22 protein-coding genes are annotated in these 26,244 nt (G+C 42.2%); 8 read left to right on the top strand and 14 right to left on the bottom strand.

The genetic code is table 11. From position 1 onward, the window contains the following. Positions 1-1,146: FAD-dependent monooxygenase (locus CXF72_RS06635; protein WP_101037936.1), on the bottom strand; the 1,146-nt coding region annotated here is incomplete at its 3' end. A gap of 194 nt (positions 1,147-1,340) precedes the next feature. Here CXF72_RS06635 and miaB point away from each other — a divergent pair. The 5 genes from miaB to lnt all read left to right on the top strand — a co-directional run bounded on the left by miaB (position 1,341) and on the right by lnt (position 6,918). Further along, positions 1,341-2,762 (top strand): tRNA (N6-isopentenyl adenosine(37)-C2)-methylthiotransferase MiaB, encoded by a 1,422-nt coding sequence (miaB, locus tag CXF72_RS06640; protein ID WP_101037938.1) that lies wholly within the window; start codon positions 1,341-1,343, stop codon positions 2,760-2,762. 169 nt (positions 2,763-2,931) lie between these two features. Then, positions 2,932-3,960: a PhoH family protein gene (locus CXF72_RS06645; protein WP_101037940.1), complete on the top strand. Its 1,029-nt coding sequence runs from the start codon at positions 2,932-2,934 to the stop codon at positions 3,958-3,960. Further along, positions 3,960-4,436: an rRNA maturation RNase YbeY gene (gene ybeY / locus CXF72_RS06650; RefSeq protein WP_101037942.1), complete on the top strand. Its 477-nt coding sequence runs from the start codon at positions 3,960-3,962 to the stop codon at positions 4,434-4,436. Before CXF72_RS06645 ends, ybeY begins: the two co-directional genes overlap by 1 nt. Before the next feature lie 9 nt (positions 4,437-4,445). Beyond that, a complete protein-coding gene (locus CXF72_RS06655) occupies positions 4,446-5,306 on the top strand; it encodes an HlyC/CorC family transporter (RefSeq protein ID WP_101037944.1) in 861 nt (286 codons plus the stop codon). Beyond that, positions 5,299-6,918 (top strand): apolipoprotein N-acyltransferase, encoded by a 1,620-nt coding sequence (gene lnt / locus CXF72_RS06660; protein WP_232784901.1) that lies wholly within the window; start codon positions 5,299-5,301, stop codon positions 6,916-6,918. The genes CXF72_RS06655 and lnt overlap by 8 nt, the downstream gene beginning before the upstream one ends. 107 nt (positions 6,919-7,025) lie before the next feature. Here the strand turns inward: lnt and relA are convergent, their stop codons facing one another. Together relA and rlmD are read right to left on the bottom strand one after the other, a co-directional pair. Next, positions 7,026-9,239, bottom strand: a complete 2,214-nt coding sequence (gene relA, locus CXF72_RS06665; protein WP_101037946.1) for a GTP diphosphokinase — start codon at positions 9,237-9,239, stop codon at positions 7,026-7,028. Positions 9,240-9,269: 30 nt separating this feature from the next. Further along, positions 9,270-10,604 carry a 23S rRNA (uracil(1939)-C(5))-methyltransferase RlmD gene (gene rlmD / locus CXF72_RS06670; protein WP_101037948.1) on the bottom strand — a complete coding sequence of 445 codons (1,335 nt, stop codon included), beginning with the start codon at positions 10,602-10,604 and terminating at the stop codon, positions 9,270-9,272. A gap of 180 nt (positions 10,605-10,784) precedes the next feature. On the opposite strand from rlmD, the gene barA reads away from it, so the two are divergent. Next, entirely contained in the window at positions 10,785-13,565 is a 2,781-nt protein-coding gene (gene barA, locus CXF72_RS06675; protein ID WP_101037950.1) for a two-component sensor histidine kinase BarA, read from the top strand. 231 nt (positions 13,566-13,796) lie between these two features. Here the strand turns inward: barA and cgtA are convergent, their stop codons facing one another. From cgtA to rplU, 3 genes are all read right to left on the bottom strand, one after another. Beyond that, positions 13,797-14,951, bottom strand: coding sequence for an Obg family GTPase CgtA (gene cgtA / locus CXF72_RS06680; protein ID WP_101037952.1), 1,155 nt, complete (start codon positions 14,949-14,951; stop codon positions 13,797-13,799). A gap of 183 nt (positions 14,952-15,134) precedes the next feature. After that, complete coding sequence (gene rpmA, locus CXF72_RS06685) at positions 15,135-15,392, bottom strand: 50S ribosomal protein L27 (RefSeq protein WP_011768939.1); 258 nt, start codon at positions 15,390-15,392, stop codon at positions 15,135-15,137. Between the two features lie 16 nt (positions 15,393-15,408). Continuing rightward, positions 15,409-15,720, bottom strand: coding sequence for a 50S ribosomal protein L21 (gene rplU / locus CXF72_RS06690; RefSeq protein WP_101037954.1), 312 nt, complete (start codon positions 15,718-15,720; stop codon positions 15,409-15,411). A 412-nt stretch (positions 15,721-16,132) separates the two neighbouring features. On the opposite strand from rplU, the gene ispB reads away from it, so the two are divergent. Further along, positions 16,133-17,104, top strand: a complete 972-nt coding sequence (gene ispB, locus CXF72_RS06695; protein WP_157823203.1) for an octaprenyl diphosphate synthase — start codon at positions 16,133-16,135, stop codon at positions 17,102-17,104. A gap of 82 nt (positions 17,105-17,186) precedes the next feature. Here the strand turns inward: ispB and treC are convergent, their stop codons facing one another. The 3 genes from treC to CXF72_RS06710 all read right to left on the bottom strand — a co-directional run bounded on the left by treC (position 17,187) and on the right by CXF72_RS06710 (position 21,605). Further along, a complete protein-coding gene (treC, locus tag CXF72_RS06700) occupies positions 17,187-18,869 on the bottom strand; it encodes an alpha,alpha-phosphotrehalase (RefSeq protein ID WP_101037958.1) in 1,683 nt (560 codons plus the stop codon). Between the two features lie 79 nt (positions 18,870-18,948). Then, entirely contained in the window at positions 18,949-20,394 is a 1,446-nt protein-coding gene (treB, locus tag CXF72_RS06705; RefSeq protein WP_101037960.1) for a PTS trehalose transporter subunit IIBC, read from the bottom strand. Positions 20,395-20,723: 329 nt separating this feature from the next. Next, complete coding sequence (locus CXF72_RS06710) at positions 20,724-21,605, bottom strand: LysR family transcriptional regulator (RefSeq protein ID WP_101037962.1); 882 nt, start codon at positions 21,603-21,605, stop codon at positions 20,724-20,726. 160 nt (positions 21,606-21,765) lie between these two features. On the opposite strand from CXF72_RS06710, the gene CXF72_RS06715 reads away from it, so the two are divergent. After that, a complete protein-coding gene (locus CXF72_RS06715) occupies positions 21,766-22,956 on the top strand; it encodes an MFS transporter (RefSeq protein ID WP_101037964.1) in 1,191 nt (396 codons plus the stop codon). 74 nt (positions 22,957-23,030) lie between these two features. Here the strand turns inward: CXF72_RS06715 and CXF72_RS06720 are convergent, their stop codons facing one another. The 5 genes from CXF72_RS06720 to CXF72_RS06740 all read right to left on the bottom strand — a co-directional run bounded on the left by CXF72_RS06720 (position 23,031) and on the right by CXF72_RS06740 (position 26,242). Next, complete coding sequence (locus CXF72_RS06720; RefSeq protein ID WP_101037966.1) at positions 23,031-24,014, bottom strand: glutathione S-transferase family protein; 984 nt, start codon at positions 24,012-24,014, stop codon at positions 23,031-23,033. A 46-nt stretch (positions 24,015-24,060) separates the two neighbouring features. After that, positions 24,061-24,654, bottom strand: a complete 594-nt coding sequence (locus CXF72_RS06725) for a malonic semialdehyde reductase (protein WP_101037968.1) — start codon at positions 24,652-24,654, stop codon at positions 24,061-24,063. Between the two features lie 58 nt (positions 24,655-24,712). Next, a complete protein-coding gene (locus CXF72_RS06730; protein WP_198552527.1) occupies positions 24,713-24,922 on the bottom strand; it encodes a hypothetical protein in 210 nt (69 codons plus the stop codon). Between the two features lie 135 nt (positions 24,923-25,057). Continuing rightward, positions 25,058-25,732 (bottom strand): pirin family protein, encoded by a 675-nt coding sequence (locus CXF72_RS06735; RefSeq protein ID WP_101037970.1) that lies wholly within the window; start codon positions 25,730-25,732, stop codon positions 25,058-25,060. 63 nt (positions 25,733-25,795) lie between these two features. Then, positions 25,796-26,242 carry a DoxX family protein gene (locus CXF72_RS06740; protein ID WP_101037972.1) on the bottom strand — a complete coding sequence of 149 codons (447 nt, stop codon included), beginning with the start codon at positions 26,240-26,242 and terminating at the stop codon, positions 25,796-25,798. Between the last annotated feature and the right edge of the window lie 2 nt (positions 26,243-26,244).

Raw genomic sequence — 26,244 nt, forward strand, 5'->3', positions numbered from 1 at the left:
CGCATATTTCATGACTTTATTCTTAAGTGGCCCGCTTTTCTGCGCCAATCCTAATATACCTTTGCGCATTAAACGCACCGGGGCAAGGTCAGTCTTACTTACTTTATAAAACACGTCCATTGCGCTTTGCATTAATAAATTAGCCGGTTTACGTTGCCACTGATAACGTTTCAACAAGGTTGGCATTGGCAAATCAGAACTGTGCTGTAATAAATTAACTAAACACTCAACATCTTTAAAACCCAGATTGACGCCCTGGCCCGCCAGAGGATTAATAGTATGAGCGGCATCACCCAGTAAAACGCATGAGCCTTTAAAATAAGATTGCGCATGCCGGCGGGTAAGCGGAAAAGCCCCTTTATCAACGACCTCAAAGTCAAAATCCAGAGGCGGGAATTCGTTTTTAATCACCTCTTTTAACTGCGCATTGGAGAGTGATTTTAAATGGCCAATTTTTTGCGGGTTGTGGTACCAAACTAAACTGGCATTGTTTTTGGCAAGCGGCAAAAAAGCACAGGGGCCGGTTTCACGAAACTCCTGCCAGGTAATGTTTTGCTGCGGGCAATCGGTTTTGATCGTTATCAACATACACTCCTGGCGATAATCCCAAGCAGTAATACCAATATCCAGCAGCTGACGGACAGCTGAATTAGCCCCATCACAGGCGATCAATAACTCAGCTTCAATCTGCTGCTCATTATCTAAACTGATCACCACGCTGTTATCCAAATTATCAATGTGCTTAACTTCTCTGTTTTCGTAACAGCTGACGTTCGGAAGTTTTTTTAAGGCTTCCCATAAGACCGCCTGCACCCAGTTGTTTTCTGCAATATAACCCAATGCATTTATACCAATCTCCTGACTGTCAAATTTCAGCTTTTGACTGCCCTTTTCCCAGGTTTGTAATCCCTGATAAGCACACAAACGGTTTTGCGGAAGGTGCTGCCACACCCCGGCAAGTTCAAGCAAACGTTTACTCTGTGCACTAAAAGCTGACACGCGTAAATCAAAGGGTGCGTTAGCCGCGGGTGTCATGCAGGGGCTTTTCTCCACTATATGGATAAAAACGCCCTGATTAGCGAGCAATAACGCACTTAAGGCCCCCACCATCCCCCCACCGATGACAATCATTTCTCTCTGCTGCATTCTTATTCTCTCCGTTGTATCTCTTTAAAGCGCTATCTTAATTGTACTTAAACTATCCCTAAAATCATAAAATTCGAGATATTATTAATATTAGTAATGGCAAAAAAAAGGAAAAAAACAAAGAGTAGCATGATCGACCTGATGTGCGTAAAATACGACCTCTTTTTTAGATCCATAGTCTGAGCCAATATATTATGAGCATGAAATTACACGTCAAAACTTGGGGTTGTCAAATGAATGAGTATGACTCATCAAAAATGGCCGACCTTCTAAATTCAACAAACGGTTATATCTCAGTTGAGCATGCAGAAGATGCGGACGTGGTGTTATTAAATACTTGTTCTATCCGTGAAAAGGCCCAGGAAAAGGTTTTCCACCAGCTGGGTCGCTGGAAAAAATTAAAGGTTAACAAACCCAATCTGGTGATTGGTGTCGGCGGTTGTGTTGCATCTCAGGAAGGCAAAGCGATTCGCCAGCGCGCGCCTTTTGTGGATATTGTTTTTGGTCCGCAAACCTTACACCGTTTACCCGAAATGATAAAAGAAGTACAAGAAAACAAAGGCACTGTGGTTGATGTCAGCTTCCCTGAAATTGAAAAATTTGACTCTTTACCTGAGCCGAAAGCCGATGGTGCAACCGCCTTTGTCTCTATTATGGAAGGCTGTTCAAAATATTGTTCTTTCTGCGTTGTGCCTTACACCCGTGGTGAAGAAGTCAGCCGTCCGCTCGATGATGTACTATTAGAAGTTGCGCAGTTAGCTGAGCAGGGTGTGCGTGAAATAACCCTGTTAGGTCAAAATGTAAATTCCTATCTTGGTGCAACCTATGATGGTGATACCTGCAGTTTTGCTGAACTGTTACGTTTTGTCGCATCTATTGATGGTATTGATCGCCTGCGCTACGTCACCAGTAATCCCATTGATTTTAGCGATGAAATTATCGCTGTCTATGAAGATACACCTGAACTGGTCAATTTCTTACATTTACCGGTGCAGGCAGGTTCAGATCGTATACTAGCGGCAATGAAACGTGGTCATACCGTGGCGCAGTACAAAGATCAAATCGCGCGTTTATTACAAGTTCGTCCGGAACTCACCGTCAGTTCTGATTTTATTATCGGCTTCCCGAATGAAACCGATGACGATTTTGAGCAAACCATGGATCTTATTAAATATATCAATTTTGATACCAGCTACAGCTTTATTTATAGCCAGCGTCCGGGTACGCCCGCGGCCGATATGCCCGATGATGTTACTCTTGCAACTAAAAAGCAGCGCCTGGCGATTCTACAGGACAGAATTCAGCAGCAATCACAGGGCATTGGCCGGAAAATGGTCGGTAGCGTGCAGCGTATTTTAGTTGAAGGACCTTCACGTAAAAATATTATGGAGTTATGCGGTCGTACCGAAAACAACCGTATTGTTAACTTTGAAGGTGACCATCGTACCATTGGCGGATTTGTTGATGTCGAAATAACGGAAGTTCATACTAACTCAATCCGTGGGAAATTCATCCGTGGAGAAGCAGAAATGAATCTCCGTGAATCAATTCGCCCGAGTGATATTGTTAACAAACATGAAAACAAATCAGTTGTTGATACCTATATTCCCGCCTAATTGGCTTAATCAATAAAACTAACCCTATTAATAGGTTAGTTTTATTGATATAAAGTTGATCAAGATTGATACTTTCAACAGCTCCCTAGGGGACTCTGAAAAACAGGCGGAAGCTTTAGGCTTTTCCTGCAAAAAATTATTTAACTGCTTAATTTAAGGTTTAACCAATTTGACTACAAAACTGACTACCGTCTATCTTGATTTAGTACCTGCCGACATAAAACGCTTAGCGATATTATGTGGCGCATTTGATGACAATATCAAACAGATAGAACGTCGCTTAGGGCTTGAAATAATTTATAAAAACGAAAATATTCGAATTATTGGCGAACATCGTTATGCCCAAGCCTGCACAGAACTTTTACAGGAATTATATCTGGAGACGCTGCCTGTCAAAGGTAAAATACCTTCTTTATCGGCAGATGACGTGCATCTCGCCCTGCAAAACCTTATCTCGACTCACCGTTTATTAGAAGTAAAATCCACGGAGCAGACATCCACTGAAAGTCTGACCATTAAAACCAAACGCGGCATTATTAAACCGCGCAGTGAAAATCAAACTAACTATGTGAGCAATATATTAAAGAGTGATATTAGTTTTGGCGTAGGTCCTGCCGGAACGGGTAAAACCTATTTAGCCGTCGCCTGTGCGATTGAAGCTTTAGAACGCCAGGAAGTACGACGCATTCTTTTGACCCGTCCCGCGGTTGAAGCGGGTGAAAAATTAGGTTTTTTACCCGGGGATTTATCACAAAAAGTGGATCCCTATTTGCGCCCTCTTTATGATGCACTGTTCGAAATGCTTGGTTTTGAAAAAGTAGAAAAACTCATTGAAAAAAAGGTTATTGAAATAGCCCCTCTGGCGTATATGCGCGGCCGTACTCTCAATGATGCCTTTATTATTTTGGATGAGAGCCAAAATACCACTATTGAACAGATGAAAATGTTTTTAACCCGAATCGGCTTTAACTCGACAGCGGTTATTACCGGTGATATCACCCAAATTGATTTACCACGCCATCAAAAATCGGGTTTACGCCATGCGATTGAGGTATTGGCGAATGTTGAGGAAGTCAGTTTTAATTTCTTCCTGGCTGATGACATAGTGCGCCATCCGGTTGTTGCTCGAATAGTTAAAGCCTATGAAGCCTTTGAGCACAGCGCAGAAATAAAAGACGCTAAAGTGGAAAAAAAATAATGCAATTATATGTCGATTTACAAATTGCCTGCTCTGATCCTAATGACCTCCCAATACTGTCATCCTTTGAAAAATGGATTAAAGCGGCTATCTTAGGGGGTTCGAACAGTCATCAGGAAGAAGCAGAATTAACTGTGCGCATTGTTGATCCCGATGAAATCATGCAGCTAAATCACCAATATCGAAATATGAATAAACCAACCAATGTACTCGCTTTTCCCTTTCAAAATCCCCCCGGGCTGACCTTGCCATTACTGGGTGATCTGATAATCTGTAAAGAGGTGGTGGAAAATGAGGCCAAGCTGCAAGGCAAAACGTTAACTGCGCATTGGGCTCATATGTCTATTCATAGTACGCTGCATCTGCTCGGTTATGATCATATTGATCAAGCAGAAGCCGTTGAAATGGAAAGTTTAGAAACAAAACTGTTAACCGAACTTGGTTTTACAGATCCTTACTTAAGTGAAAAAGAGTAAATAAAATTAATGCCCGACGATAAAGCACAAACATCATCAGATAAAATAGGACTATTCGATAAAATTAGTAATCTTTTCCAGGGCGAGCCACAAACTCAGCAAGAATTACTGGATGTGATTCAAGGTGCTAAATCGCGCCAGATCATTGACCAACAAACTAGGGAGATGATTAAAGGCGTTTTAGATGTCTCAAAATTACGGGTGCGTGACATTATGATCCCGCGTTCACAAATGACCACCTTAGGTCTGCATCAAAGCGTTGATCAATTTCTGCCGAAAATCATCGACTCCGCACATTCACGCTTCCCGGTGATAACTGAAGATAAAGACCATATAGTGGGTCTTCTGCTGGCCAAGGATCTGATTCGATTTGGTTTTAGCAGTGAAAAAAATGAGTTTAAAATTGAAGATATACTCCGGGAAGCCGTCGTTGTTCCTGAAAGTAAACGCTTAGGAACTTTATTAAAAGAGTTTCGCAGCCAACGTTATCACATGGCGATTGTCGTTGATGAGTATGGTGGTGTGTCAGGGCTGGTGACCATTGAAGATATTTTAGAAGTGATAGTGGGTGAAATTGAAGATGAATTTGACGATGAGGAAGAGGATGATATCCGTCAGATTGGCAAAAGAACTTATGTGGTTAATGCCATGACATCCATTGATAAATTTAATAATTTTTTTTCCACCTCATTTGATATTGAAGGACAAGATACCGTTGCCGGTTTTATTATCCATGAATTAGGCCACCTTCCCCGCCGCGGTGAAAGAATCACTATTGATGAGCATCAATTCAAAGTCACTATTAGTGAAAAACGCCGCTTAATACAACTACAGGTACTGATTCCGAAAGAATTAAGCAATATTGAGTGATCCTGTTTTGATCAAAAAACTGAATAATTTAACTAAGCATCTTTACGGACAACTTTTTGTTGCCTTTATTTTAGGTGCTCTTCAGGTTTTTGCTTTTGCCCCTTTTGAGCAATGGTGGGTGATTTACCCCACCTTTGTTGGTTTCTTTCTTTTACAGAAACAATTACAAAAAAGCACCCGACGTCATTTTTTAGTCAGCTTTATTTTTAGCATATCAAGCTTAATTGCAACCCTGTGTTGGATCTATGTCAGCATGGATCTCTATGGCGGCATGCCAAAAATTGTCAGTGCGCTTTTAATTGTATTGTTATGTGCCTATCTGGCAATTTATCCGAGCCTTGCCCTATGGGCGAGCAGCCGCTTATTAGGGGTGTCTGATACTCAGCGTTATCTTTTACTGATCCCCGTTTTCTGGCTAATTTCAGACTGGCTTCGAGGTTATGTCCTAACCGGTTTCCCCTGGGGATATTTGGGCTACAGTCATGCAGATACTCCTTTAGTCGGCTTCGCACCCGTATTAGGCGTACAAGGTATCACCCTTGCTATCATGGTTATCTGCGGCGCACTGACTTTACTTATTCAGAAACAAAAAATCGGCTTAAGCCTATCGGTAATCAGTGCTCTGTTGATAAGTGGTTTTATTTTACAACAACAGCAATACACAACAGCACAACCCGAATTAAATGTCTCACTGGTGCAGGGTAATATTGATCAGCACCAAAAATGGAAAAAAGAATATTTATCCCCCTCCCTGCAGAAGTATTTGACACTCAGTGAAACCGGACTGGACGACCAAGCCGAGCTGATAATTTGGCCGGAATCCGCTATCGCCGCATTAGATGTTAATGTGCAGGAATTTCTGCAGCCTTTATCGGCTGACTTAGCGGCAAAAAATAAAACCCTAATGACGGGAATCATTGGTTATGAATCAAAAACCGACAGTTATTACAACAGTATTATTACCCTGGGAAAACTACCTAGGCAGCAATTACCTAATCAACAACTATCTAAGCAACCATTAAGCGAGCAACCAGGTTATTCACTACAAAGTGGAAATCGCTATCAAAAGCACCACCTGCTGCCGATTGGAGAATTTGTTCCTTTCGAGCACTTATTACGTCCACTTGCCCCCTATTTCAACTTACCTATGTCAAGTTTCCAGCGAGGTGCGCAACTACAAAATAACTTACAAACTGAACAGGTTTCTATCGCCGCCGCGATCTGTTATGAAATAGCCTTTCCTGAACTGTTACGTAAAAATATCGGCGAAAAAACCGGGGTCCTTTTAACCGTCAGTAATGATGCCTGGTTTGGTAATTCGATTGGACCGGATCAGCATTTACAGATAGCAAGAATGCGCGCTATAGAGTTTGCCCGCCCGCTTTTACGCTCGACCAATAATGGCGTAACCGCCATTTTCGATGGCTCGGGCAATGAACTGGGCAGATTACCGGCTAATGTGGCCGCTGTTTTGAGTAAAAAAATTCAGCCAGCTTTTGGGCAAACCCCCTATCAATACGCCGGCTCCTACCCCCTTTATTTATACTCTTTATTGGTGCTTTTGGGATTATTTTTATCTTCCAGGTATAAAAAACAAAAAACAAAATCTTAGGCCAGCTTTTAGCAGATAAGCAATAAAGGGACCATGGCGATAGAGCAGTGTCATAATCGTTCTATCAGCCGAATATCAATTAATCCCCCTGCGCGCAGGGGCATTAACTACAAACGTCGCACCTGTAGAACATCTTTTAATTGTTTAATTTTATTTTGTATCTTGGCAATGTTATCACTGGTATGTATTTCTAAATCAAGATCAATAATGGCAGTCTGAGTTTTAACATTGGTCATACTGTTAACCCCCAATACATTTACTTTTTCATTAGATAATAACGTCGAGACATCTTTTAACAAACCACTGCGATCTAAGGCTTCCAGACGAAGTGTTAATGAATAACCTGACGAGTTAGCATCCCCCCAGGACGCTTCAACCAACCTTTCCGGATTAGCCTCCCGCAAGTCGGCCAATTGCTCACAGGCTTTACGATGCACTGAAATTCCTCGCCCTTGGGTGATATAGCCCTCAATAGGCTCTCCGGGAATTGGCTGGCAACAACGGGCAATACTGTGCAATAAATTACTTTCACCCTGAATCGTAATATTATCCCCAACGGGTTTAGCAACAAAGGAATTACTGCGTTTCGCTAAGGCTTCTAACGCCGCCTGATCCTGTTCTGCTAATGTTTGCTGGTGATGGTAATCATCCAAAAAGTTTAGCAGCTGATTAATACGTAAATCACCATTGCCAACACCGGCAAAAATATCCTCGACACAGCTCAGATTAAAACGTGCGATTGCAGGGGGGAGATCACTTAATTTCAGTTTCAGTTTAGCCAGTTCAGTTTCTAATAACTCACGTCCCGCCTGGACATTTTTTTCACGATCTTGTTTTCTAAACCAGGATGAGACCTTATTTCTGGCGCGCGGGGCATTAATATAACCTAAATTAGGATTGAGCCAATCCCGACTTGGATTAGGTTCTTTTTGAGTGAGAATTTCAACCTGATCACCGGTTTTTAAGTGATAAGTGAAAGGCACAATATGGTTAGCGACTTTAGCACCAATACAGCGGTGTCCGACCTGACTGTGTATGTAATAGGCAAAATCAAGGGGTGTCGCGCCCGCGGGCAGATCAATCACTTCCCCTTTAGGGGTAAAAACATAAACCCGATCATCAAAAACCTGACTGCGAATTTCATCAACTAAATCATCACTGTCGGCAATATCTTCCTGCCAGGCGAGTATTTTACGCAGCCAGGCTATTTTCTCTTCATATCCGCTGGAGGCCTTTCCACCGGCACTGCCCTCTTTATATTTCCAGTGAGCAGCAACCCCCAATTCGGAATCTTCATGCATTTTTTGAGTCCGTATCTGCACCTCAACCGCTTTGCCTTCCGGACCTAATACGACGGTGTGAAGAGATTGGTAGCCATTCGCTTTAGGATTGGCAATATAATCATCAAATTCACTGGGGATATGGCGCCACTTAGTGTGGATTGCACCTAAAGCCGCATAACAATCCTGCAGTTTTTCAACCACCACCCGTACCGCACGTACGTCATAAAGATCTTCAAACTGTAAATTCTTTTTCTGCATTTTGCGGTAAATACTGTAAATATGTTTGGGACGCCCGTAGGCTGTCCCTTCAACATCCATCTCCTGCAAAGATTCCTTTACGGTATTAACAAAATTTTCGATATAATGTTCACGATCAATGCGCTTTTCAGCAAGCTGTTTGGCTATTTTCTTATAAATTTCAGGCTCTAAATAACGAAAGGATAAGTCTTCCAATTCCCATTTTAGCTGCCCGATACCTAAACGATTTGCCAGCGGGGCATAAATCGAGGATATTTCACTGGCAACTAACAGCCTTTTATTTTTATCGGCCGATTTTATCTGCCGTAAATAACAAATCCGTTCAGCCAGTTTAATAACAACGGCACGGACATCCTCGACCATCGCCAGTAACATATTACGCAAGTTATCCACTTGTGCAGCATTGTTACTCTGCCCTCCCTGATTTTGCAGTGCGCGAATACCTTCCATATCCGTGGCCCCCTTAACCAGTTTGGCAACACGTTTAGGCCACCACTCATTAACTTGTTCCTGAGTGATAATTTGATGGTCAAGCAGGGGGAAGATCAGGGCGGCATTTAAGGTATCCATGTCCATGTTTAAAGTGACCAGGATTTCAACCATCTCCGTCCCTAACTCCAACAGGGTATGCTGCTCACTGTTCAGGCACAAAGCGATAATTTTTTCGTAATTTTCTAATAATTTGCTTTGATCTGAGCTACTTAACCCTAACGTAGTGACCCATTTTTTAGGGTTTTTTTGCGCGGTTTGATAAAAATGTGTATCTCTGACTGAAACCATTAAACGAAACTCCAAAAAAATTAAAAAAATCTAACCGGTAAAAAGTGCCATCGATTCCATATGAGCGGTTTGCGGGAACATGTCTAACAGACCTAATTTATCCAGCTTATAACCTTTATCAAGCAACACTTGACTATCCCGGGCCAGGGTCAGCGGATCACAGGATACATAGAGGATATGCGATGGTTTTTTTTGTGCTATAAAAGCTAAACAATCTAAGGCGCCGGCGCGTGCCGGATCCAATAAAACCTTATTAAAGCTTTGTTTGGCCCATTCCTGCTCGATAATATTTTCGCCGCTTAAGTCGGCTTGATAAAAGGAGGCATTCTGTAAATTATTTAACTGTGCATTGGCCGTTGCACGATCCACCATGTTTTGAACCCCTTCAATCCCCACAACCGATTCAACCTGGCGCGCGATCGGTAAAGTAAAATTACCTAAACCACAGAAAAGATCTAAGACGCTGTCGGTATTTTCTAAAGCGAGCCACTGCAGCGCCTGACTGACCATTTTTTTATTAATATCACTGTTTACCTGTAAAAAATCGTTAGGCGTAAAACTGAGCGAGCAATCCCACTCCGGCAAGCGGTAACTTAATTGCGCCTCACCGGCCAAACAAACAGACTGGTTAGAGGAAGCCTGTCCAAAAAAGTTCACTTTTTGTCGCGCTGAAAAAGCCGTTATTAGTTGCAGATCCGGGCTGCTTAAGCTTTTCATATGGCGTAATAAAACCACCGCACCTTGATCTGCGTAAAGCAGCTCAACATGCCCTAAATGGGCTTTGCATTGTAGGCTGTTTAATAATATTTTAAGCGGCGCAATTAAACATTCTAATTCCGGTAATAATACCGGGCAAACTTTTTGGTTGATAAGGTCATTACTTTGGGCGCGCCTAAAGCCCATTTCTACCTGTTTATTTTTTTTATTAAATTGTAAACCAAAACGCGCAGTACGGCGATATGCCCATGCCTTATCAATGATTGGTTTTTCAAGTTGTTGCGGAACTTGCTTAGCAAAACGTTGAAATAAGGATAATAGTCCATTCGATTTCATCTCGATCTGTGCCGCTTGGCTTAGATGCTGTAAATTACAGCCGCCGCATTCCTGATAATGGGGACAAGCAGCAGTCATTCTTAACTCACTGGCCTTGAGGACTTTTTGAATCCTGCCTTTGCTATAGCGTTTTTTACTTTCTACAATTTGCACCTCAAGTAATTCACCTGCAAGCGCCCCATCAATAAAAAGAGGTTTATTCTGAAAATAGGCTAAACCACGTCCCCGGTGGTCTAACTTTTCAACTTTTATGTTTTTTAAAATGTGATTTTTGATACTATTTGTGGGTGATGCTTTAAAGAACTGGGCCATAAGTAATTCACAGGTTAAGTAAGCTATGCGATCATAGACTGATATTTATCGATAAAGCTATTGTCACACAATGAAAAATAAAAGCATTCATTTATAGAAAATTGATTAATGCGCTGATTGTGTTTTGTGGCTCAATATTTGATGGCTTTGCTATTACCACTCATTTTAGAAATGTAACCTATGACAAAATACGGACTTCGAGCACAAGTAATTGCCTTTACTATTCTACCGACTATTTTAATCGGTGGCATATTAGCGAGTTACTTTTCTTTCCATCGTTATCAACAAGCGAATGATTTTTTAATCGATCGCGCCATTAACATCAGCGAGCCACTGGCGATCGCCAGCGAATACGGCATACAGGATGAAACCAGAACTATTCTAAGGCGTCTGATTGGTTCAACGCACCGTAAAAACAGCCCTATGATTAAAAGTATTGCTATTTTTGATACCAAAAACCAACTTTTTGTGACCAGTAATTACCACCGCAATTTTGATCTGTTACGACTCAAAAAGGGTCAAGAAATCCCACTCTTAACCGACGTTCAACACCATAAAGACAGCATAATAATTCGCAGCCCAATCGTTGATGAAAGTCATTTTTTAGAATACCCGTCAACCTTTGAGCAAACCCCAAGAACAATGGGTTATATCGCACTGGAAGTGAATACTGATGAAATTGTCCTACTGCTTTACCGTGATACCGCCCTGTCATTTGGGGTGGTTTTATTAGGTATTTTAGGCAGTATACTGCTGGCGTTCGGACAAGCAAAACGAATTATCGGCCCCATTTCTGCAATGGTATCAGTGGTTGAGAAGATTAGTTTAGGGCGCTTAAATTCGCGGGTAGAAGGTGATTATTCTGGCGAGATTGCCTCATTACAACTAGGTATTAATGAGATGGCTGTGGCGATGTCCAAACATCATGAAGAGATGCAGGACAGCATTGATTTGGCGACCAGTGAATTAAGGGAAACACTGGATCAGATGGAAATACAAAATATTGAGCTTGATATAACCAAAAAAAAGGCACAACAAGCGGCACTGGTTAAATCTGAGTTTTTAGCTAATATGAGTCATGAATTACGCACGCCGCTTAATGGTGTGATTGGATTTGCCAGACAACTCCTAAAAACACAACTCACCACCAATCAAATTGATTATCTGCAGACCATCGAACGCTCAGCCGGAAATCTGCTTAATATCATCAATGATATTCTTGATTTTTCTAAATTGGAGGCGGGTAAATTAACGCTGGAGCACATCCCCTTTGATTTACGAGACTGCATCGATGAAACGATCCATCTGCTTGCACCCAGCGTCCATGAGAAAAATATTGAACTCAGTCTGATCGTTGACCCCGAAGTACCCCATCAAGTATTTGGGGATGCGATGCGTTTGCAGCAAATTTTGACCAATTTAATTGGTAATGCGATTAAATTTACCGAACAAGGTAATATTAAAATACAAATTCAATGCATTGAAAATAAGACCGATATTGATGACAAAATAACACTTAAAATGATGATTTCAGATTCTGGCATTGGCATTTCAAAAAAACAGCAAGCACAGTTATTTAAAGCCTTTAGTCAGGCAGATACCAGTATTACACGTCAATATGGCGGTACTGGATTAGGTTTAGTGATCACTCAAAAACTGGTCAAAGAGATGCAGGGTCGGATCGAATTAATATCCATTCCTGAGCAAGGTTCGACTTTCGGCTTTACTATTGTCCTCGAAAAAAGTGCCAGGGCAGCATTCAGTAATATAGCGCTTAATCGTTTGGAAAAACAAAAGGTATTAGTTTTTGAGAGCAACGAATATGCCGCACGAGCCTGTACACAACTGCTCAGTGAATGGAAAACCCAATCTTTATTGGCAAAAACAGAGCAACAATGGCAGCAGTTATTAAATAAACATTACGACAGCATTGTTATCGGATACAGCCACGTTAAGAACTTACACCCCCTTTTTAAGCATATTAAACAAGCTAAATTATTTAGCGAGAATATTATCATACTGGTCAATTCTAGCGATCCGAGCATTTATGAGACATTGATGGCGACGGGAGTCTCGCACTGTTTAAGTAAGCCGATAAATCACAAAAATTTCGCTAATGCTCTTATTTCCGATAAAAAAGCGCTTAACAAAATCATCCGTCATAAGGCCTTACCGATATTTATTAGTAAGGATATCAATGTCATGGTAGTGGATGATAACTCTGCTAATTTGAAATTGATGGCCGTCATGCTGGCGGATCGCGCGAACCATGTTACAACCTGTATTAATGGCCAGCAAGCCGTTGAACAATCTAAACGTCATCACTTTGATCTTATTTTTATGGATATCCAAATGCCGGTGTTAGACGGTATTAGTGCCTGCCTGCAAATAAAAGCCGGAGAAATCAATTACAAAACCCCTGTTATTGCGGTGACAGCGCATGCATTGCCAGGCGAAAAAGACCAGTTTTTGCAGCTCGGTATGGATGATTGCCTGCCTAAACCCATTGACGAAATTGCCCTGCAGCAGATGATTAATAAATGGACTCCCGATGCTAAAATGATGGACAGCAAATCCTTACTGCCCAGATTAACACCCAGGGTTAAATTTACGCAGAAAAACCTCTCTATCGACTGGCCCCTTGCGCTGCAACAGTCCGCCGGTAAAGAGACACTTGCCAAGGAATTGCTGGGCATGTTAATTACTGAGTTTAGCCAGATAAAAATTGAGGTTAATAAAGCGCTGCACGGAGATATTGACACACTGCACTTTGCCCAAATCATTCACAAGTTTCATGGCGGCTGCAGTTATAGCGGGGTGCCTAAACTTAAAAAGATTACCTGTCTTATTGAGAATGAGTTAAAACAAGGTATCACACTCGAGTTATTAGAGCCGGAGTTACTTGAGCTGTTAGATGAGTTAGAATGTGTTGCACAACAGGCAAAAAAATATTTAGCTTAGCAAGCCCGGGACAATGATAACTTATGTCGGTTGCCACTGGTCTTTTCTCCGCGCTACGCGGAGCACCTCGGTGGTAGACCCTTTAACTTTGTTACAAAAAATCACCACGCACACTTCATCATGACAATAAATGTTCGTATTTAAGTCTGAAAGCCCTAAATAATAAACAGCAAAAAGCCCCACTTCGGAAAAACCAAAGTGGGGCTTTAAATTTCAAACCGAGATGGGAACTTACTCTTTTGTGTAAATAACTTCCATCATCTCATCATCTTCACTCCAATCGTCGTCATCTTCATCGGCATCTTCTATTGCCGTCTGATGATAATCATCCCACTGGAATTCGACCTGTTGACGCTCTTCTTCTGGCGTAAATTCAGCCGGTAACTCTTCTAAATATTCAACAACATCGCGACAAACGGTATTTGTCCCCGTTTTTGAAATGGCAGCCACTTTATAAACAGGGCCATCCCATTCAAGTGCTTCCTTAACACGCTCCATCACGAGTTCAGCTTCATCTTCTAACAGAAGATCGGTTTTGTTAAACACTAACCAACGCGGTTTAGAGGCAAGTTTAGGACTGTGTTTTCTAAGCTCCTGAATAATAACCAGTGCATTTTCTGCCGGATCACTGCCATCTGCAGGCAATAAATCGATCATATGCAATAATACACGGCAACGCTCTAAATGACGTAGGAAACGTGCACCAAGGCCCGCACCATCAGATGCTCCTTCGATTAACCCGGGAATATCTGCAATCACAAAACTGCGTCCATAGCCCATACTGACCACACCAAGATTTGGCACTAAGGTCGTAAACGGGTAATCCGCCACTTTTGGTTTTGCCGCTGAAACACTGCGGATAAAGGTTGATTTGCCGGCATTAGGCAGACCAAGCATACCAACATCGGCAAGCAACAATAACTCTAGAAGCAGGTTACGCACTTCGCCCGGCGTGCCGTCGGTCTTTTGACGAGGGGCACGGTTAGTACTACTTTTAAAACGTGCATTTCCTAAACCGTGGAAGCCGCCTTTGGCAACCATTAGCTTTTGTCCATCACGCGTTAAATCGCCAAGAACTTCTCCGGTATCAGCATCACGGCTGCGTGTTCCGACGGGTACTTTAATAATTTTATCTTGGCCTCGAGATCCGGTACAGTCTCGTGTTTGACCATTTTCGCCACGCTCAGCATCGTAAAAGCGCACAAAACGAAAATCGACCAGGGTATTTAAATTTTCATCTGCCTGCAGGTAAACGTCACCGCCATCACCGCCATCGCCGCCATTTGGGCCGCCACGCGGGATATATTTTTCTGTACGGAAGCCGATACAGCCGTTGCCACCATCTCCGGCATCAACCTTTATTTTTGCTTCGTCAACAAACTTCATTCCAACCTCCAAGACACCAACACCATCGTTGGATTGTATAAACTATAATTATACTCATTTCTATTGAACATAGATCACATTTTTATATGTAAATAGAGATAAGTACAGTCTAAAATATTATTTAAGGTAAAAAAAAAGCCCCGCATCAGCGAGGCTTTTAAAACTCTTTCGTCAAGACTGAAATTATTCAGCTACGATAGTAATGAAGCTACGCATCTTTGGACCTTTCTTTTCAAACTTAACTACACCTGTAGCTTTAGCAAAAAGAGTATGGTCTTTACCGATACCAACATTAATACCAGCGTGGAATTTAGTACCACGTTGACGAACAAGAATATTACCCGCTAGAACTGATTCGCCACCGAAACGCTTAACACCAAGGCGTTTGCTTTCCGAATCGCGACCGTTATTAGTACTACCACCAGCTTTTTTATGTGCCATTTTTAATAACTCCTAATTAAGCGTTGATTGCAGTAATTTTAACTTCAGTAAACCACTGACGATGACCCGCTGTTGTACGCGAATGCTTACGACGACGGAATTTAACGATTTTAATTTTATTGCCACGACCGTGAGCTACTACTTCAGCAGTAACTTTACTTCCTTCAACGTATGGAATACCAACTTTAACGTCTTCTGCATTTGCTACTAAAAGAACTTTATCAAATTCTACAGTCTCGCCAGCTTCAACATCTAGTTTTTCCAAACGAAGAGTTTGTTCAACAGCTACACGGTGTTGCTTGCCACCACTCTGGATAACAGCGTACATGTTTCTTACTCCGTTCAGGCATCTCGTGCTATTTCATTCGAAATGTTGCATCGAGAGCACACTTATATTAATTTCAATGGTGTCGGATTCTACGGGAAATAACTATTTTTGGCAACGATCTTCACTAAAATATTTCAATTTAATTAAGGCATAAATTAACCCGCTAAAATACAAAAGTATCGAAAAAAAACAAAACCGCCTGAGCCGATATTTAAGCTGCCATGGGATCAGTTTTTTCGAATAACAGGCAATTCCCGTAACGGAAAAAACGGCTAATTTATAAATCATTATGTGCAATAGTGCTCGAGATTATGAGAAGCAGGATAATTTTTAGTTTAAGCAGTTGAGATATATCTAATAAACGGCAATAATAGCACTCTTTTTAAGAATGGCTATTTGGACTTTTAGGACCATGGATATAAACACAATTCAGCGTATTTCTGCAACTGAAATGAATCAGGTTAATAAACTGATCACGGAACAATTAAGCTCGGATGTCGCCTTAATTAATCAATTGGGTTTTTATATTATTAATAGCGGTGGTAAACGTATCCGCCCCTTAATTACCATATTAGCAGCAAAAGCCCTGGGTATTCATGATCAAAAGGCAACCAAACTTGCCGCAATTATTGAATTTATTCATACGGCAACCTTACTGCACGATGATGTCGTCGATGACTCAGATCTGCGCCGCGGCAAAAAAACAGCAAATGCGGTATTTGGTTCAGCAGCAAGCGTATTAGTCGGCGATTTTTTATATACCCGCTCTTTTCAGATGATGACCGAGCTGCGTAATTTAAAAGTGATGGATATTTTATCTTCGGCAACCAATATTATTGCTGAGGGTGAAGTTTTACAGTTAATGAATTGTAATGATCCAGACACCACTGAAAAAAAATATATGGATATTATCTACTTCAAAACCGCCAAACTCTTTGAAGCGGCAACACAACTTGTCGCCGTATTAGGAGAGCAGTCTGCGGAAGTTGAAACGGCGTTACTCAATTACGGGAAATACCTTGGGACGGCATTCCAGTTAACCGACGATGTCATGGATTATAACTCCGATGCGACCGAGATGGGTAAAAATACCGGAGATGACCTGGCAGAAGGAAAACCGACCTTACCGCTTTTATATGCGATTCAACAGGGCAATAAAAAACAGGTGACCCTTATCAAAGAGGCCATTAAAACAGGCAATGGTATGCAGAATTTTGATGAGATAATGCAGGCACTGCATGATACAAATGCATTAGAGTACACAAAAAAACGTGCACTTGAGGAAGCAGATAAAGCCATTAAAGCCATTAGTCTCATTCCGGACAATGAATATAAACAAGCACTGATAAGCTTGGCTCACCTTGCTGCCAATAGAAAATCTTAAAAAAACCTTTAACAGCATCTTAAAAAGACCTTTAACAGCGTACGGCTAAAGGTCTTTACCTTACTCCCTGTAAAACCTTAAATTAATGATGGTTAATCAGCAATACTCGGCATTCATAGGGTTTTAATCTTACAGTTCGGGTTGGCTGAAGGGTTAATAATCCAGGATAATTTCCGATAATATATTGTCCTTTATGAAGTTCCAGATGCATTGGCAATTCATATTCAAGCGACTCCCCGTAATAGTTATTGATACAGATAAGCGTTTGCTCGTCGCTGCACCGTTGATAACAAAACAGTTGTGAATGTTCGGGCATCAGGTCGGTATAATCCCCGGTTGTTATCACCTTCACTTCTTTTCGCAGTGCGATTAAGCGCTGGTAATAATAAAAAACCGAATTTGGATCACTAAGCGCCTGCTCGACATTAATCTGCTTGTAATTTTTTGCCACATCCAGCCAGGGTACTCCTTTTGTAAAACCCGCATGCGGTTCACTGTTCCACTGAATGGGCGTGCGCGAATTATCGCGCGATTTCTGAGCAAGAATAGCCAGCACCTGCTGCTCACTTTTCCCCTGCTGATTAAGCATAATATTGTACATATTAAGACTTTCAAGATCGCGGTATTGTTCAACTGACGTATAACCCGGGTTGGTCATTGCAATCTCTTCACCCTGATAAATATAAGGTGTGCCCTGCATCATATGCAGTGAGGTTGCCAGCATTTTGGCGGATTCAATACGATACTGCTGATCATTACCTAAACGGCTAACGATCCGCGGCTGATCATGGTTACACCAAAATAGTGCAGACCACCCTTTGCCGAACATGCCCTGCTGCCAATGATTAAAAATAGTTTTCAGTTGTATAAAATCAAAAGGTGCCTGCGTCCATTTCTCACCGTTGACATAATCGACTTTTAAATGGTGAAAATTGAACACCATAGATAACTCTTTGCCATCAAGGGCTGAATATTGCTGGCACTGTTCGAGTGAAGTAGAAGACATCTCGCCGACCGTGACTGAGCCATATTGATTAAACACAGCATCACTTAATTCGCGAAGGTATTGATGCACGCGCGGTCCATCGGTGTAGAAACGGCGTCCGTCGCCCTGATAATCGTTCTGATAATCCTGCTGTTTAGAGATTAAGTTAATCACATCAAGACGAAAACCATCAACCCCTTTTGCAGCCCAAAAATCGATTATATTTTTAACTTGATCGCGAACTTTGGGATTTTCCCAGTTTAAATCAGCCTGCTCTTTGGCAAAAAGGTGCAGGTAGTATTGGTTAGTTTTTTCATCTAACTGCCAGGCATTACCGCCAAATTTTGAAACCCAATTGTTCGGCGCCTGACCCTTAACTGGATCTCTCCAGATATAATAATCCCGATATTCGCTTTCCTTATCACCCAAAGCCGATTGGAACCATTGATGCTCCGTTGAAGTATGGTTAACCACAATATCTAAAATAATGCGGATGCCTCGCTGATGAGCGCTTTCCAGCAACTGCTCAAAATCCGCCATACAACCAAAATCAGGATTAATAGTGTAATAATCAGATATATCATAACCATTATCAATCATCGGAGATGCATAAATAGGGGTAAGCCAAATGGCATCAATACCCAAATTTTCAAGATAATCCAATTTAGAGATTATCCCTTTAATATCCCCCGTCCCTTTATTACCACTGTCACAAAAACTTTTAGGATAAATCTGATAAATCGTCGCAGTACGCCACCATTCTCTTTCTATATTATTCATATCTATTAACTCTTAAACCTCTTTAATTGAGAAAACCGTTGAGTAAACTCAACGGTTAATATTTTTTTTTAGCAGTCTGTTAATGAGTGGCTAATGCAGGTTCAGGCTGATCTTCGTCAAGATCCCCTTTTTTCTCTGCACGTTTGTAAAGTATCAGTGTTAAAGCAATAGGTACCACTATTGCAGCAAGCATAGCCAGTGCATAAACACCCCAATACTGCGGCTGAATGGATAGAATACCCGGCAATCCACCGACACCAATTCCGTTTGCCATTACACCTGCAATACCACAAATACCGGCAGCAACAGCAGAGCCGATCATCGCGCATAACATTGGGAATTTATATTTCAGGTTAATCCCGTACATAGCGGGTTCAGTCACCCCTAAAAATGCCGAGATGGCAGCGGGTATAGAAATCTCACGTTCATTATGTTTTTTACTGATCCAGATAATACCCACCACAGCTGACGCTTGTGCAATATTAGATAAGGCAATCAGCGGCCAGATGGGTGTTCCGCCAATATCCTGCATTAACTGTAAATCAACCGCATTGGTGGTGTGATGAATACCGGTAATCACTAAAGGTGCGTAAAAGAAACCAAAAACCATCGAACCGAGCACCGCAAAATCACCGGTCATGGCAACCTTAGCGGCATAACCGACAGCATTACCAATTTCACGTCCGATGGGACCTATGATCGAATGCGCCAAAACAACAGCCACCAGAAGTGAAACAAAGGGCACAATAACCAGGTATAAATAGGCAGGAATAATACGTTTCAAATTTGTTTCAATCATCGCTAAAGCAAGACCGGCTAAAATAGCGGGAATAACTTGCGCCTGATAGCCAACTTTTTCCATCACAAAGAAACCAAAGTCCCAAACCTCCGGCGTACCCGAACCAATGCCGTAAGCATTCATTAATTGTGGTGAAACCAGCGTGATACCCAAGACAATACCTAGAATAGGCGTGCCGCCTAATTTTTTTACCGTAGCCCAACAGACACCAACGGGCAGGAAGTGGAAGATAGCCTCGCCAAGTAACCACAGGAAGGAGTGAACCCCTGCCCAAAACTGACTCGTTTCAACCAGGGTTTTACCTTCGAACATCGGAATATCACCGATCACATTTCGGAATCCGAGAATCAAACCACCGGTAATAATAGCCGGGAGCAACGGAACAAAAATTTCCGCCATATGCGAGATACCACGCTCCAGAAAATTCATATTCTGCCTTGCAGCTACCTTAGTCGCTTCTTTATCGGCCCCGCCGCCACCTGTTATTTTGGTTAATATTTTATAGACGTCATCAACTTCAGTGCCAATCACTATCTGAAACTGCCCCGCAGTAGTAAACGCCCCTTTTACCATGGGAATCTTTTCAATCTCTTTCACGTTTGCCAATTCAGGATCGCTTAAGGCAAAACGTAAACGTGTTAAGCAATGGCTAACACTGGCTATGTTGCCCTTCCCCCCGACAAGTTCAACTAAACGTTCAACTTGTTTCTGATCAATTTTACTCATTTCATTATCCCTTCGGTTATAAATACTTTATGGGATCGCTCCCAATTGCGAGTATAATAACGCAAACAAAAGAAAATTAAATGCAAAGCGTTCTATTACGAGAAGGTGGTCACAAAATGGGAATGCTCCCAAAAACAGTATTCCTTATTCCCGTGCACAGTAAATTCTTGTTAGCGCAGCGTGACGACAGGATTTGTTAGGCTGATATTATAGCGCCTATTAATTAGTCTAAGGAGACCGTAATAACTAAATTAATCGACACAATTAATTCAGGCAATTAATCTAGGCTAAGAGCGTAAGTTGTAATATCTGTGGCAATAAAATGTCTATTACAAAGACAGCCTTGGCTGAATAAAATCAATAAATGCCGATATACGCCGAGTGACAGAAGAAGATTTATAAAATACAGCATTAATCTGCTCGCGACCTGTATTGGTCAATTTTTGTTGCTCTAATAGCGGAATGAGTCTCCCGGCCGCAATATCTTCATTGACCATAAAGCCGGATAAGCAGGCAATGCCATTTCCAGCAAGTGTCAGTTGACGCACGGTTTCACCGTTGCTGGCGGTCAAATTCGGTTCAATATAATCAATCCCGGCTAATGGCCAGCGGTTTAATACTTTTGCCCCCGTAAAACCAATCAGATTATGGCCGAATAAGTCGCCCGGTTGTTTTGGCAGACCTCTTTTCGCCAAATACTCAGGAGACGCCAGCATATACAGCAAACTTTTTCCTAACGGGCGGGCATGTAAAGTGGAATCACTTAATTTACCAATGCGAATTGCCAGATCGGTTCTTTTCTCCAATAGATCCACAAAACCTTCATTAGAGGTAAGTTCCAGCTGAATATCAGGGAAGGCTTTTTTAAAAGGCTGAATAAGTGGTACAAGTTGATGAAATACAAAGGGGCTTGCCGCATCAATGCGCAATCTGCCCGCGGGTAATTCTCCACGGGAAATAAGCTGCTCTTCGGCCTTGTTAATATGCAGCAAACCCGCTCGAACGGACTCCACAAACTGCCGCCCTTCATCCGTAAGCCCGATCCGTCTTGTGGTGCGGTTTAAAATAGTGACACCCAGCTGTTTTTCAACCTTGCTTACGGCGCGAGACACTCTGGCCACTTGAATATCCAAGCTATCAGCCGCAGCAGAAAATCCCCCACTGTCGATAACGCTAAGCAGGATTTCTAAATCATCGGAACGAGTCAGCATTCAATTATCCTTTCAACCTCAATAATTATTTTTGCAATATTAACAAAAGTGATTTGTTAATAACACGGTTTTTCACAACTTAAGAATCAACAATAATGCGCGCAGCAAACGAAAACACAGATTGTGTTCCACTATAAAAACAGAAAAACAAGGAAAAATAATGCCCTTAGCATTACTTGCATTGACGCTCAGCGCCTTTGCCATCGGAACGACCGAATTTGTCATTGTCGGATTAATTCCCACTATGGCGCAAGATTTAAGCGTCTCACTGCCTTCAGCCGGGCTGTTAGTCAGTTTGTATGCAGTGGGTGTTGCCATTGGTGCACCTGTTTTAACCGCACTAACGGGAAGCTGGAACCGCAAGCATGTATTGCTTGGTGTGATGGCGCTTTTTGTCGCGGGTAACATACTCGCGTGGCAAGCGCCCGGATATGAAACGCTGATCACAGCCCGTATCCTGACGGGTTTAGCCCATGGGGTGTTCTTTTCAATAGGCACCACTATTGCCACGGGTTTAGTCTCCAAAGATAAGGCGGCCAGTGCGATTGCTATTATGTTTACGGGATTAACCGTCGCACTGGTAACGGGCGTTCCGCTGGGAACCTATATCGGCCAAACATTCGGCTGGCAGGCAACCTTCTTAGCAGTGGCGTTACTCGGCTTAATTGCATTTATCGGCAGCGCGCTATTAGTACCGAATAACTTAAAGCAGGCACCAGCGACCAAGATTTCAGCGCAATTTAAGGTACTCTCGAAGCCGCGTTTATTATTGGTATACGCAATTACAGCGATTGGTTACGGCGGATCCTTTATTGCATTTACCTATTTGGCCCCTATTCTGGAACAAATTTCTGGCTTTGATTCAAGCGCTATCGGGCTGATTATGCTGGTTTATGGGGTATCCGTTGCGGTAGGTAATATCTGGGGCGGGAAAATGGCTGATAAAATGGGGCCGATTAAAGCGCTAACCATTATTTTCACCGGCCTTGCCGCGGTGCTGCTGGTGTTCAGCTTTACCGCGGTTAACCCCATTGCGGCGGTAGCCACTATTCTAGTTTGGGGCGCATTTGCCTTCGGTAATGTGCCCGGTCTGCAGGTTTATGTCGTAAAGCTTGCAGAAATACACACACCTGATGCGGTTGATGTTGCCTCCGGCCTTAATATCGCTGCCTTTAATATAGGTATTGCACTGGGCGCCTGGGGAGGCGGCTTAATAGTTGCACAAGCAGGACTTATGAATACACCCTGGATTGGCGCGCTGGTGGTGCTATTTGCGCTGCTGTTAACCCGCTTTAGCGGCGCATTAGACAAGAAAGCTGAAGTTCAAGCCCTTAAGATAAAAGCGGCTTAATCAAACAGAAAGGCGATATTCAAAAAATATCGCCAATATGTTTTAGGGCACAAAAATACAGTTAAAACAGCAAATCAGTTAAACAAACGATCTCTGTTATGGGGCGCTGACCAGTCCTGCCGGTGCCCTAAAGGTACAATGCCGTAGGGATTAATCGCCACATGACTGGCATAATAATGACGTTTAATATGCGCCATATTGACCGTTTCAGCTATCTTAGGCATTTGATACAGCTCCAACATATATCCGTATAAGTGGGTAAACTCTTTGATCAAATTTAAGTTACATTTAAAGTGGGTATGATAAACCGCGTCAAAACGCACTAATGTCGGCCACAAGCGCCAATCGGCTTCGGTAAGTTCATTCCCAGTTAAATAACGTTGTGTGGCGAGCTTGTTATCAAGTTGCTGTAACGCTGAAAATAAGTCTTTGGCATTATTGTCATAGGCTTGCTGATTAGTGGCAAAACCGGTTTTATAAACACCATTATTAATATTGTGATAAACCAGCTCATTGACCTGGTCAATTTGATCTTGCAAATGCTCAGGGTAAAAATCTAACTCATTCGCGGTAATTTGGTTAAAAGCCGAATTGAACATGCGAATAATTTCCGAGGACTCATTATTTACAATCACTTTTTGTTGTTTGTCCCATAATAAAGGCACACTGATAACACCCGTATAGTCGGGCGCTTGTGCAAAATATTTTTCAGACAAATATTCACCGCCATATAAATCGTCACCGGTTGTGCCATATAATGCTTGTGATGCTTTATCATGTTTAAAAGACCAGCCGTTTTCAAACATCTCAGGATGAACCACACTGACGGTGATAATCTTTTCAAGCCCCTTAAGCTGTCTAAAAATCAAGGCACGATGAGCCCAGGGACAAGCCAGAGAGACGTACAAATGATAACGCCCCGCTTCAGCTGCAAATCCGCCACAACCCGTTATACCGGCACTGCCGTCGGGGGTGATCCAATTTCTAAATTGTGAATCTTTGCGGCGATATTCACCCTTATCGATACTGCTATTCCAAGTGGATTTTACTGATTTCATTTTAAGTACCTCTTTGGTCTTGTCTTGAGTAAATATTAAAGCGTTGTTAAACGATACTGGCAGCTTGATCAAATGTAAGCCGTGGTCCGCGTGAATGATTACCGGTGCTATCACCATAACCAAGGTTAATTAAAAAGTTAGATTTATAGCGCCCCTCGGGGAAAAATTCCGTATCGACAGCATCATTATCAAAACCACTCATTGGACCGCAATCTAAACCTAACATTCGCGCCGCAATAATGAAGTAAGCGCCTTGCATGCTGCTGTTTCTATTTGCTGTTGCCTGACTAAAAGCGGCATTGCTCGCAAACATCTCTTTGGCATTTGGCATTGCTGGGAACTGCGCCGGCAGGTTATTAAAAAACTGAGTATCTGCGGCAATAATAACAGTGACCGGGGCCGCCAATGTTTTTTCCTGATTACCCGCCATAAGCGTTGCATTTAAACGTTGCTTAGCCTTCGAGCTTTTAACAAAAACAAAATGTCCCGGCTGGCAGTTCATTGATGTTGGTCCCCATTTCATCAAATCGTATAGCTGCACAAGTATCTCATCGGTAATGGCTTCCGGAGTGAATTTATTAAAAGTACGGGCGTTGAAAAAGATTTGCTCTAGCGCGGTACTGGTTAATGATTTAGACATTATAATTTCCTGTAAAGTGAAAAATTGATCGACGATTTTTTGATGTTAGGCATTTTTTTCATTTCAATGACTTACCATTGCTATCACTTTTCATTTCAATGATGATGAAATGCGCATAAGATCCCTGCAGCGAAAAATTAATTTTTCCGGCAGCACTTAGTTCCAGAGAGTCCCGTTCACTAAGTGACGGGTAACCTTCAATACGCAGGCTGCCTTCAATACAATTAATATATACCCATGTTACTTCAAGATGCTTTATCAGGCGCAAGCTCTTCGATCAGAGCAAGACGCAACATGAGGTAATGGTTATTCCCTTTTCGATTGGTGCAACGCAGCGCTGGTTTTCGAGCTAGCGCCCCGTAGGGCAAGGAAAATTGTACCAATCTGCGTTGTTATAAAATCTCTATGTAGAATAACTAACCTTCAATTTTATGCCTAGCATCTCGGCACAATTTTCCTTGCTGACTTTGCATCTTGAAGTATCATGGGTATAAGCCTGCCTGTCCGGTTTTAATTCAAATTCGACAATAGCGCGTGAATCGCTTAGTTCAGATACATACAAATTAACATCTGAATTGATATATAAAGGAGAGCTATCTTTATTTTTTGGATTGCCGACAATATGTAATAACTTGTTTTCTCTGTCTTTTAACTCAAATTGTTGGTGATTATAACGAACGGGCCCTCCCGTTTTCGGTGGCATGATCCAAATTTGTAAAAATCGACACCAGTCATCCTGCTTATTAAGCTCCGAATGCCATATACCCGAACCCGCTGAAATAGCCTGAACATGGCCACGGCCAATAGTCTCATCGCTCTTAGTGACACTGTCCCAATGGGTTAATTTACCTTTAACGATGTAACTGACAATCTCCATATCACGGTGCGGATGACGGCCGAATCCACTGTGCGGGGTAACATCATCGTCGTTTAAAACACGCAGTGCGCCAAAGCTCATTCTTGTCGGGTCGTAGTAATTAGCAAATGAAAAATGAAAACGTGTGTTGGCCGGATGCATCGCGCTGCTCGGTAAATAGTATAATTCCGATGCACTGATTTTTTGATGGCTTGCTGTCATATTGCCCCCTCTAAGGTAAACTTGATTGTTCATTCTCTACGGGCTAAAACCGGCTTAGGCCAATTAACTGCAGCGTTGTCTTAATAAGTTATCTACAGACAATTTGCCTGCACCACTGAGCATTAAGGATGCAGATGCCGCCAACAGAGCAAGCGCAAATTCATAGCCGTTGTTACTCATAAATAATCCATTGCTGAAATGCACGCTAAAGATGGCCACCAGCATAGTAATACTAAGCATCAAAGCCGCGGGGCGTACCAATAAACCAAGCAGCAATGCGATACCGCCAAAAAACTCTGCACTGCCTGCCATTAGCGCCATTTGGTAGCCGGGTTCAATGCCAATCGATGCCATCCACTGACCCGTACCCTCCAGGCCATATCCGCCAAACCAGGCAAATAATTTTTGGCCGCCATGTGCCATAAAAGTAATGCCGATGGGTATCCTCAGCGCTAATGTTGACCAGCTCGGATTAGAGGCGGTTAATTTTTTAAGTAATGATTTAAACATTT

The organism is Psychromonas sp. MB-3u-54 (assembly GCF_002836415.1).
GTDB lineage: Bacteria > Pseudomonadota > Gammaproteobacteria > Enterobacterales > Psychromonadaceae > Psychromonas.

Bases quoted from the DNA above. Each gene is read 5' to 3' on its own strand.
- treC (WP_101037958.1), bottom strand. From the start codon at position 18,869: ATGAATAATATAGAAAGAGAATGGTGGCGTACTGCGACGATTTATCAG.
- CXF72_RS06715 (WP_101037964.1), top strand. From the start codon at position 21,766: ATGCCCTTAGCATTACTTGCATTGACGCTCAGCGCCTTTGCCATCGGA.
- miaB (WP_101037938.1), top strand. From the start codon at position 1,341: ATGAGCATGAAATTACACGTCAAAACTTGGGGTTGTCAAATGAATGAG.
- treB (WP_101037960.1), bottom strand. From the start codon at position 20,394: ATGAGTAAAATTGATCAGAAACAAGTTGAACGTTTAGTTGAACTTGTC.
- rpmA (WP_011768939.1), bottom strand. From the start codon at position 15,392: ATGGCACATAAAAAAGCTGGTGGTAGTACTAATAACGGTCGCGATTCG.
- CXF72_RS06740 (WP_101037972.1), bottom strand. From the start codon at position 26,242: ATGTTTAAATCATTACTTAAAAAATTAACCGCCTCTAATCCGAGCTGG.
- CXF72_RS06710 (WP_101037962.1), bottom strand. From the start codon at position 21,605: ATGCTGACTCGTTCCGATGATTTAGAAATCCTGCTTAGCGTTATCGAC.
- relA (WP_101037946.1), bottom strand. From the start codon at position 9,239: ATGGTTTCAGTCAGAGATACACATTTTTATCAAACCGCGCAAAAAAAC.
- rplU (WP_101037954.1), bottom strand. From the start codon at position 15,720: ATGTACGCTGTTATCCAGAGTGGTGGCAAGCAACACCGTGTAGCTGTT.
- CXF72_RS06725 (WP_101037968.1), bottom strand. From the start codon at position 24,654: ATGTCTAAATCATTAACCAGTACCGCGCTAGAGCAAATCTTTTTCAAC.
- CXF72_RS06735 (WP_101037970.1), bottom strand. From the start codon at position 25,732: ATGACAGCAAGCCATCAAAAAATCAGTGCATCGGAATTATACTATTTA.
- CXF72_RS06720 (WP_101037966.1), bottom strand. From the start codon at position 24,014: ATGAAATCAGTAAAATCCACTTGGAATAGCAGTATCGATAAGGGTGAA.
- rlmD (WP_101037948.1), bottom strand. From the start codon at position 10,604: ATGGCCCAGTTCTTTAAAGCATCACCCACAAATAGTATCAAAAATCAC.
- ybeY (WP_101037942.1), top strand. From the start codon at position 3,960: ATGCAATTATATGTCGATTTACAAATTGCCTGCTCTGATCCTAATGAC.
- cgtA (WP_101037952.1), bottom strand. From the start codon at position 14,951: ATGAAGTTTGTTGACGAAGCAAAAATAAAGGTTGATGCCGGAGATGGT.
- barA (WP_101037950.1), top strand. From the start codon at position 10,785: ATGACAAAATACGGACTTCGAGCACAAGTAATTGCCTTTACTATTCTA.
- CXF72_RS06655 (WP_101037944.1), top strand. From the start codon at position 4,446: ATGCCCGACGATAAAGCACAAACATCATCAGATAAAATAGGACTATTC.
- ispB (WP_157823203.1), top strand. From the start codon at position 16,133: ATGGATATAAACACAATTCAGCGTATTTCTGCAACTGAAATGAATCAG.